8 protein-coding genes and 2 pseudogenes are annotated in these 8,492 nt (G+C 32.9%); 5 read left to right on the forward strand and 5 right to left on the reverse strand.

Going from position 1 to position 8,492, the window contains the following annotated elements:
- Positions 1-59 precede the first annotated feature (59 nt).
- From JCM15457_RS11440 to JCM15457_RS11455, 4 genes and pseudogenes are all read left to right on the forward strand, one after another.
- A pseudogene (locus JCM15457_RS11440) lies at positions 60-646 on the forward strand (site-specific integrase).
- Positions 647-1,009: 363 nt separating this feature from the next.
- Positions 1,010-1,221, forward strand: a pseudogene (locus JCM15457_RS12705) (hypothetical protein).
- A 723-nt stretch (positions 1,222-1,944) separates the two neighbouring features.
- Positions 1,945-2,880, forward strand: coding sequence for a replication initiation protein (locus JCM15457_RS11450; RefSeq protein ID WP_034990049.1), 936 nt, complete (start codon positions 1,945-1,947; stop codon positions 2,878-2,880).
- Positions 2,873-3,343 (forward strand): helix-turn-helix domain-containing protein, encoded by a 471-nt coding sequence (locus JCM15457_RS11455; RefSeq protein ID WP_034990050.1) that lies wholly within the window; start codon positions 2,873-2,875, stop codon positions 3,341-3,343. The genes JCM15457_RS11450 and JCM15457_RS11455 overlap by 8 nt, the downstream gene beginning before the upstream one ends.
- Before the next feature lie 4 nt (positions 3,344-3,347).
- Here the strand turns inward: JCM15457_RS11455 and JCM15457_RS11795 are convergent, their stop codons facing one another.
- A complete protein-coding gene (locus JCM15457_RS11795; protein ID WP_051993499.1) occupies positions 3,348-4,466 on the reverse strand; it encodes a TIR domain-containing protein in 1,119 nt (372 codons plus the stop codon).
- Between the two features lie 19 nt (positions 4,467-4,485).
- A complete protein-coding gene (locus tag JCM15457_RS11465) occupies positions 4,486-5,388 on the reverse strand; it encodes a nucleotidyl transferase AbiEii/AbiGii toxin family protein (protein WP_034990051.1) in 903 nt (300 codons plus the stop codon).
- Positions 5,389-5,662: 274 nt separating this feature from the next.
- On the opposite strand from JCM15457_RS11465, the gene JCM15457_RS11470 reads away from it, so the two are divergent.
- On the forward strand, positions 5,663-6,385 hold the full coding sequence (locus JCM15457_RS11470) for a hypothetical protein (RefSeq protein WP_034990053.1): 723 nt from the start codon (positions 5,663-5,665) through the stop codon (positions 6,383-6,385).
- 594 nt (positions 6,386-6,979) lie between these two features.
- On the opposite strand, the gene JCM15457_RS11800 is transcribed toward JCM15457_RS11470, so the two are convergent.
- The 3 genes from JCM15457_RS11800 to JCM15457_RS11485 all read right to left on the reverse strand — a co-directional run bounded on the left by JCM15457_RS11800 (position 6,980) and on the right by JCM15457_RS11485 (position 8,470).
- Positions 6,980-7,618 carry a hypothetical protein gene (locus JCM15457_RS11800; protein ID WP_051993501.1) on the reverse strand — a complete coding sequence of 213 codons (639 nt, stop codon included), beginning with the start codon at positions 7,616-7,618 and terminating at the stop codon, positions 6,980-6,982.
- Positions 7,619-7,835: 217 nt separating this feature from the next.
- Positions 7,836-8,192, reverse strand: coding sequence for a type II toxin-antitoxin system YafQ family toxin (locus tag JCM15457_RS11480; RefSeq protein WP_034990054.1), 357 nt, complete (start codon positions 8,190-8,192; stop codon positions 7,836-7,838).
- Positions 8,192-8,470: a type II toxin-antitoxin system Phd/YefM family antitoxin gene (locus JCM15457_RS11485; RefSeq protein ID WP_002834561.1), complete on the reverse strand. Its 279-nt coding sequence runs from the start codon at positions 8,468-8,470 to the stop codon at positions 8,192-8,194. Before JCM15457_RS11485 ends, JCM15457_RS11480 begins: the two co-directional genes overlap by 1 nt.
- Positions 8,471-8,492: the final 22 nt, after the last annotated feature.

Genomic DNA, 8,492 nt, shown 5'->3' on the forward strand with positions numbered 1-8,492 from the left:
TTAATATTGTACTTTAATTTGTACTAAAAATCAAAAATTTTTTTAAAGGGGCTAAAACTATGCGACAAATTGTCTTACCAATCAAAGATTCTAATATTCTTAAAGAGGTGCAAGATACTTTACTCAATAACTTTAAAGCTGGCCAGCGTAACTATACAATTTTTCAAATTGGTAAAGCTACACTACTAAGAGTCAGTGACGTCATGTGCTTAAAACAGGCCGATATCTTTTATCCGGACGGGTCTATTAAACAAAATGCGTTTATTCACGACCGAAAAACTGGTAAGCCTAATACCTTGTACCTTAAACCGGTTCAAACAGATCTCTTATTGTATCGTCAATGGCTGCTTGATCATAAACTAGAATCTGAATGGCTCTTTCCTTCCATTCAACACCCCAAGCGCCATATTACTGAAAAACAGTTCTACAAAATTATGAGTAAAGTTGGCAATCTGTTAGGAATTAATTATCTAGGTACTCATACGATGCGCAAAACCGGGGCTTATCGCGTTTACACGCAATCCAATTACAATATTGGCCTAGTAATGCACTTATTAAATCATTCAAGTGAAGCTATGACTTTAGCTTATTTAGGTTTAGACCAAGCGAGTACCGAACCATGTTAGATCAAATTGATTTTGGTTAGTTTTTCTTTGAGTTTTTAGTTGTTGCCAAAGGCAACTTCTGAGACATGCTTTAAGCGCAAAATACAACTGAATTTATTTGTTGTGTGTAAGTGCGCATTGACCTCGTTTTACTCGGACTGCTGATAGCCATAAAAACAGTTTTTGACATCATTGAATTGAATATATTTTTAATTCAATGTGGACTTACACATTAATTAAATTTGATGTTCTTTAAATGCTAAAAAACTATTGCAAATTTTGCCACGCTCAAACAAAACTTTTTAATTGCTTTGTTCAAAGATTCTTTATAAATTTAGCAACCAAATTTGAATAACTAACTGCAAGAACTATGTATCCAAGTTAAAACTGAAATTATTACCTTGATGTTAGGAGTAATTAAAATGGACGAACAAAAAGTATTAAAAAAATTGATGAACTGCTTGCTGATCCATGGCAAGTTGATATTCAAGAATTATTTGAGGCTTTACTACATGAATCAGATGAAATCAAACGTAATTTGTATAGTGCACTGTATACTTATATTTTGCAAAAAAGACAAGAAGATATTATTAATCGCTCAGGTTTCATTATTTAGCCCCTAAAATCGCTTTAGAAATCTTTCGCTTTTGCTTTGGTATAAATATACTAAAATAATATTTAAAGTCCTTAATCCTACGAATAAGGGCCTTAAAATCAAAATTATTAGTCAGAAACTTCTTAATCTTAAGAAAAACTAATATCATGCTGTCAACAGTAGCGGACGAGCAAAGCGTCGGAGCATAAGGAGTTGACAGCTCTAAACAAGTTTAGACACTGAAAAGGCGAAAGCCAAAGTTTCTACAAAAACTTTGCTTTCCTGCCTAACGGCGAGTGTAAAACGATTAAGCTGAATCAGCTTGGGCGGGGTGCGGGGCGTCAGCGCCCGTATTAACTGTGACTTGTCACACCTTATTTAGGCAACGAACGGAGTGAGGCGCAAGGACCGTAGCGACTGGAGTTTAATGTGAGCCGGTTTTTGGCTCACTCCTTTGTGTTTTTTATTTTTAGGTTTAGTTCTTGTACAGTGGTGCTTCTTTTATACCTCTTTTATAAACCTCTTTTATAAACCTCTTTTAGACCCCTCTTGAGCCTTACTCTCCCAAGGAATACAGAAGTTTATCAAGTACCTTTTGTCTGTTTATCAAGTACCTTTTGTCTGTTTATCAAGTACCTTTTGTCTGTTTATCAAGTACCTTTTGTCTGTTTATCAAGTACCTTTAAAAGATATGTACTTGATAAACAGGTACTTTTATTTTAGTATAGTGCTGAGGTGATAAATATGTCTAATGAACTAGTTAAGTATGACCCTGAATTGAATACAATTCCTTTGAGAAAATTTACTCCCGTTGAAATGAATTTATTCTTTTCAATTGTTTCTCGTATGCGCGATCAGGGTAATAAGACAGTCCGTTTTTCTTTTGATCAGCTAAAAGAGCTTAGTAATTATAAGCCAACTGCCAACAAACGATTTATTGATGACATTGAGAATACATACCAAAAGATTCTCAGTCTTAGGTTTGGTAGACGTAGTAAAAACGGGTTGGATAGGGAAATGTTTGTTATGTTTACTGAGTTTGAAATTAAGGGAAATGCTGAAGAACCTTATGTTGATGTACAAGTTTACCCTAAAGCATTAAACTTACTAAATGATTTGGAAAGTTGGGTTCGTTATGCTTTATCAGAATTTAAGGATTTGAAAAGTAGTTATGCAAAAACTATGTTTCGATTAATTAAACAGTTCAGGACTACTGGATATGCTTATTTTTCTAAAGAAGATTTTTTTGAATTACTTGATATCCCTAAAAGTTATTGGAACATTCCTTCAAATGTTGATAAAAAGGTCCTTAAACCAATTAAAGAAGAACTAACTCCTCTTTTCAGGGGCCTAACTATTAGAAAAAAATATGGTAAAGGACGTGGCAAGCCAGTTATTGGTTACTCATTTACCTGGAAATCAGAAAAAAAGAACGCAAACGACTTCTCACAAGGACAACTTCAAGATGAACGGCAAAAGCTTTTCAATATTCAGCATAATAGCGAACTAACAGATCAAGAGAAATGGCGTGCGACGGACAAGGTTAAAGGGCTACCACTAGGTTCCACTGAAAAACAAACTTTAGCTGAACAGCAACTTGAGCACGATAAAAAAATAAGAGATCAAGCAAGAAAAGAAACACTTGCTGAACTCCGAAAGGGGTTTGGAAATCATGCCTAAAACTATTAAAGAGCTTGCTGACGAATTTGGTGTATCAAAACAAGCCATTAGGAAAAAACTAGATGCAAACTTTAGAGCAAACTATGTTCAAACCATTCCTAGGAACGGGGTACAAACCTTAGTTGTCAGTAACTCAGGTTATTTGCTGTTAAAACAACATTTCAGTGGTAGTAACAACCAGGAACTTGGAGAGAAAACATTTACTAGTAACACTGGCAACATGGATATAAATACAATAGAATTGCTCAACCAGCAATTAGCAATTAAAGATAACCAAATTAAAGAAAAAGATGAACAATTAAAATCAATGCAAAAACTATTAGACCAGTCACAACAATTGCAATTGATGACTGAAAAGAAGCTAGAAGAATTAAAAGAAACTTCAACTGCGAAAAATGATCTAAGTTCAGATATTGGCAATACTCCCCTCCTCCGAAAAAAATATTGGTGGAAATTTTGGTAAACAATTAAACAAGAGACTTCAGTACGGCTCCTTCAGGAGTATTTTCGTCTAGGTCTTTTCCGTTTTTAAAGGAAATATTGCTCATTTTTAAAGCACCATCAAAATTGATTACATCTCTTATACTGTCTTTGCCTGATAATAGTCCACTTGTCAATTTTTCTAATGCAATAGGAACTATTAAGCACTCTGCCCTTTCTTTGACACTTTCCTGGAATTTCTTTCGATTTTGAGCGTTACTTTTTTCATCCATCCATCTGAATCTGTTAATAGCTGTTATTACAAGATTCTCTTTACTTAAACCTAGTTTTTGGGCTCTATTTTCAGCCTCTTTAATGTTAGGACCAATATATGCAAAGTATCCCTTTCCAAAGTTGTATTTCTCAGAAGAATATATCAAGCTTTTCTTGGAGAAGGGAGGTGTAATAAAACAGAAAGAAACAAACTCATCAATATATCTATCAGTTGATAATCTTCTCCATTGATCAAATATTTCTAAACCCCTTTGATAGTTTTTAAATACTAAACCTAAAACTGGTACATCACCTGCTATGCAAATGTACATAATGCCTCTCCATCTTGCTTGATTCCATTTTTCTATATCAATGGGTGTCGAAACAAATAGTGTTTTGGGCTTCTTTTCATCTAAAGGTTTTAATTGACCTAAAGGTGCTTTATTATTTGTTGTTTTTCCAATTAAACGATTATAAAGTCTTACGTAATCTGCTTCCTTTGACAAATTATAAAAAGTATATTTTTTCAAAGGACGTGGCACAAAACTTTTGTCTTTTTCATCAAAGAATACAGGAATTATTTTAGAGTTTTTTGTAGCATTGTCGTAAATAAATTGGTATATCATACTTGTTTCCCAAGAAATTCCCAATCCCTCGGTGTTTTCTCTAAACTTCTCTATGTATGATTTACTACAACAAACCAAAACATAATCTGAATCATAAATTTGTTTTTCCATCCACTGAGGCCAGCCTTCTGATGGCGCTTCTACGTATTGATCAATATTCGTATCTATGCCTTTTAAACGGAAATTATTGGAAAAATCTAATACTTTTTTATTATACTCACTACTCTGATGACTATATGAAATAAAAACTTTTGGACTTTCTACCATATTTATCTCCCCCATATCACTATTGGTTTTCCATAACCAATTCATACACTTGTTTAAATAGCGTTTCTGCAAAACTGAAAATAAAATCAAAATTTTGCTTATTCTTGTCACTACGAATTTGTGGTAAAACATTACTTTTATAATCTTTGGCTAATTCTTCTTTGTAGGACCTTAACTTTGTTAATAATTTAAAATCAACCCCTTTTAAGATGAACATTTTTTTTAAAATGTAAATATTTTTGGGGTCCAAAATCTGTTCGTATAAATTATCTGTTTGTATTATTATTCCGTAAATATCGGATAAGTCTCTAGCACGTTCTTTTGAATTACCAATTGTATATTGAGGTAACTGTTGACAAGAAGCACGTATCTTTTCATAAACAAGCATAATTGGAGTATATATGTAAATTGTATATCCATCCAACTCTTTTTCTTCACGTGGATCGGTGTATTCTTCTTTGCTTAGATCAATTTCAATATTTTTCTTGTTTTCCCAAGTCGTTTCAGCATGAGCCCCGATATTTTCCACATGATTTTCAATTAAAAATTCATATTTTTCCTTCTGTATGATTCCAAATTTAATGTGGTATCCCCCCCAAACAATATCTTCAAAATCAATTTCGCTATTATATTGTTCAATCACTTTACTTTTTTTTTGCGGACGAACGTCAAGTTTAAAATTAATAACTTCATACCCTGCAGCAGCAAATCCATCAACTAAGGACTTTTTTATCATGGGTCCATATTTTTCACAATTAAAATTAACACCCTCAGTAATAGCAAAATCAATATCTTGTGAAGCACGATCGGTTACTCCCTGAAATTCTAAGGCATTGCCACCTTTTAAAGTTAATTTGTCTAAAAGAATGTCATTTGAAAAAATTGAAGTAATTACTGTATTTCTAATTTGTTCTTGATTCATAAGCTACCTCACTGTCCCATCTTATTTTTAATAATACCATTTTTTTGTCTTATGCTAAGCATAGGTATATATACCTATGCTTTATAAGTAATATTATTTTAAAGTAACAAGCTTTGTATAAGGCTTATTGTTAAGCATAGGTATATATACCTATGCTTTGACACTAAAACTATCTTAATGTAATATATCTTATGTAGAACTCAATATTAAGCATAGGTATATATACCTATGCTTTCTAAATAAAATTGTTTGAATAAGTATAGGAGTAATTAATATGAAAGGTACTGCTACTCAGCAACTCTTAGATAATAAAATGGATATACTTAAATTTATTTCTAATCATGGGAATATTCTTAACAGAAGCTCCTTAATGGAGCTTCTGCATACATTGCAAAAACAAAAAAATATACTAAATGAAACGACACTATATGGACTTACAACTCTTCTGGTACGATTAAACTTCCTTGAATCAGTAAATATTCTTTATCAAAAACGGTTACTTTATCGCTATTTATCGACAACTACGAAACTTAATGCATACGAAATTGCTCTTAGTATTGCTCCAAAAAAAGCCCATTTATCCCATCTTAGTGCATTATATATTAATGGTATTACTAACCTTGATCCATCAACAATATACATTAATTATGAACAATCACCCAAACCTATAAATAAAAGCAACGCAAAACTAACACAAAAAAAAGTTGATCAAGCTTTCCTTAAGCCTGTTCGTAAAACTAATAATATAGCTACTTTTATTTACCACAACAGATCTTACACAGTAATTTTGCTTAATGGCAAACATACTAATTACATCGGCGTTCAGGTCATTAAACCTTTAAATTTTTCCAATGAAGTTCGTGTTTCAAATATAGAAAGATCGCTTATAGAGCAACAATTCGGCCAAGTTATTCTGGCGGTGTTTCAGAAGTATTGCTTTCCTTCAAAAATGCCAAATCTGAAGCCGTATCTATTAATCGTTTGCTATCTTATCTAAAAAAATGAAATATATATACCCTTATTTTCAAAATATATATTTCTATGTCTATTACGCACATTACAACCCAATACAACTGAAATTAGTACAAAAACTCCTAGATAAATCTAACAAAGCTAATCAAATTAATTTCTATTTAGATCATCAATTAATTAAACCTAAACTAGATCCGTATTCTAAAGTGTACTATCCAGAAAATATGATTCTAGATACTGATAGTAAAGAATTTTAGAAAATCAATCTGAGTATACGAAAAATTAAAAATCGGTTCTAAATTTTATCTTCAGGGTCTATAACCTTCAAATAACGCCTATAAATATAAAAAGAGCAAGCAATGGTTCTCTGCTTGCTCTTTTTATATTTATAGGCACAATTATTTTGAAATCAGGAGGGTATTCATGAAATTTGGTGATCGTCTTAAAAACGCTCATTGGGATCAAAGTCATGCATCAATTACATAAAAAGGCCAAAGCGAACCGAATCTCTTTGGCTTTTCGGCGTCCGAATTATTGGCGCACTAGCACGGTAAATGACTACTAACTTTAAGTGGGCTTCTTTATTGCTTTTGCTAACTACACTAACTGATAAACGAATTTAAATCTCAGACAAACCCGCTTTTACACTATCTTCAATGTCTCTTTCAATGCCGTCCAAATATTCTGGCGCTCCTTTTACATCACGGTCCGGAAGTGAATTCCGATTATACACATCATCAATAACAAAGGAATGATTGTCTCCAATCACTTCAACACCTACATCACCATAATCATTTTCATCAAAATCAGTTATGGTGAATTCATAGGTTACATCATTCTTTACGACACTAGCAGATCCGCCACCGAATGAATAATCAACAGAAATAGATGGAGCATCTTCACTTATGATAACTAATTCCTCTAATTCGCTTAGCTCTTTTATCGTACTCGGATTAGCAGTTTTGTAGTCCAAACTCTCTCCTACTAGCCCAGTAGCATTTTTAGCATCTTGAAGATCTAAATCCGTGATTCTTCCTTCAGATCTCTCCATTGTTAAATTATTTCCAAGAGTATAATCGGCTAGCACCTTTCCTGCATACATTGCGATTACATAATCTACTTTAGCAACTCTTGTAAAGTTAACCTTCCAATGTCCACTAACTCGGTTTTTCAACTGCAACTGCCAAACACTTCGTTTAGAAAAACTTAACGCATCGTACCATTCTTTTGATAGTTTAAGAACTAATATCTTTGTCATCAAAGAGTCCTCCTTTAATTATTATTATAATAATACACCTTTCGAGATAAATAATAAAGACATTATTTATTATAAAATAATAGCTAGCCCACCCGTCGTGCCTATAAGGGGCTATTGTTCACAAATAACCCCTCAAAAACATTGTTAAAATAACCCCCAACATCTATGATTTAGATGTTGGGGGTTATTTTCCTTAATATGGTATAAATGACCTCTTTTATTCGTCATTTTTTCGATACCTTTTAGAACGATTCTGACCAGGAAATAAACGATCATGCGATCCTACTCGAATTCCAATTAAGACTAGTTCATCTTTATCAATTGTATAAACAACCAGGACATCGTTAGTTTCGCTTGGTGTTTTGTTTTTCGGGGTATCTCGTAAATGAAATTCATTATATCCGGTCATTCGCCGATTAAGTTCATGATCTTCAAATTCTGGCGGTAATTGTTGTTGCTCAAGTAAAAGATCGATAGCTTCTCGAACTTCATCGATAATGTTTTTGTCTAAACTGGCTAATCGTTTTAGATCAGCACTAAAGGTTGCACGTGGTTTAAATCTTAGTTTTTTCATTATTTAAACTGACCCCAATAATCATCATTTGATTCAACAATTTCATCATCAGGTAAAACATGTCGTTTAATTAACTGATCACGCGCAATTGCATATTCTAACGAACCTTCTTTAGCTTTTAATGCTCTTTCTAGCCAGTCCATTTTTTCTTGCGAAACGATGGCCACTGCTCGACTATTTGAACGAGCAATATAAACTGTTTCGTCTTCGTCATTAACTTGATCTAAATATTTTTTTAGGTTAGCGCGAAAATCGCTCTGTGTTAATGCTAATGTCATAATTACCACCCTCTCTTTGTAC

Source organism: Liquorilactobacillus sucicola DSM 21376 = JCM 15457, assembly GCF_000612445.1.
Classification (GTDB): domain Bacteria; phylum Bacillota; class Bacilli; order Lactobacillales; family Lactobacillaceae; genus Liquorilactobacillus; species Liquorilactobacillus sucicola.

Coding starts and splice junctions, on each gene's coding strand:
- JCM15457_RS11450 (WP_034990049.1), top strand. CDS start 1,945: ATGTCTAATGAACTAGTTAAGTATGACCCTGAATTGAATACAATTCCT.
- JCM15457_RS11455 (WP_034990050.1), top strand. CDS start 2,873: ATGCCTAAAACTATTAAAGAGCTTGCTGACGAATTTGGTGTATCAAAA.
- JCM15457_RS11795 (WP_051993499.1), bottom strand. CDS start 4,466: ATGGTAGAAAGTCCAAAAGTTTTTATTTCATATAGTCATCAGAGTAGT.
- JCM15457_RS11465 (WP_034990051.1), bottom strand. CDS start 5,388: ATGAATCAAGAACAAATTAGAAATACAGTAATTACTTCAATTTTTTCA.
- JCM15457_RS11470 (WP_034990053.1), top strand. CDS start 5,663: ATGAAAGGTACTGCTACTCAGCAACTCTTAGATAATAAAATGGATATA.
- JCM15457_RS11800 (WP_051993501.1), bottom strand. CDS start 7,618: ATGACAAAGATATTAGTTCTTAAACTATCAAAAGAATGGTACGATGCG.
- JCM15457_RS11480 (WP_034990054.1), bottom strand. CDS start 8,192: ATGAAAAAACTAAGATTTAAACCACGTGCAACCTTTAGTGCTGATCTA.
- JCM15457_RS11485 (WP_002834561.1), bottom strand. CDS start 8,470: ATGACATTAGCATTAACACAGAGCGATTTTCGCGCTAACCTAAAAAAA.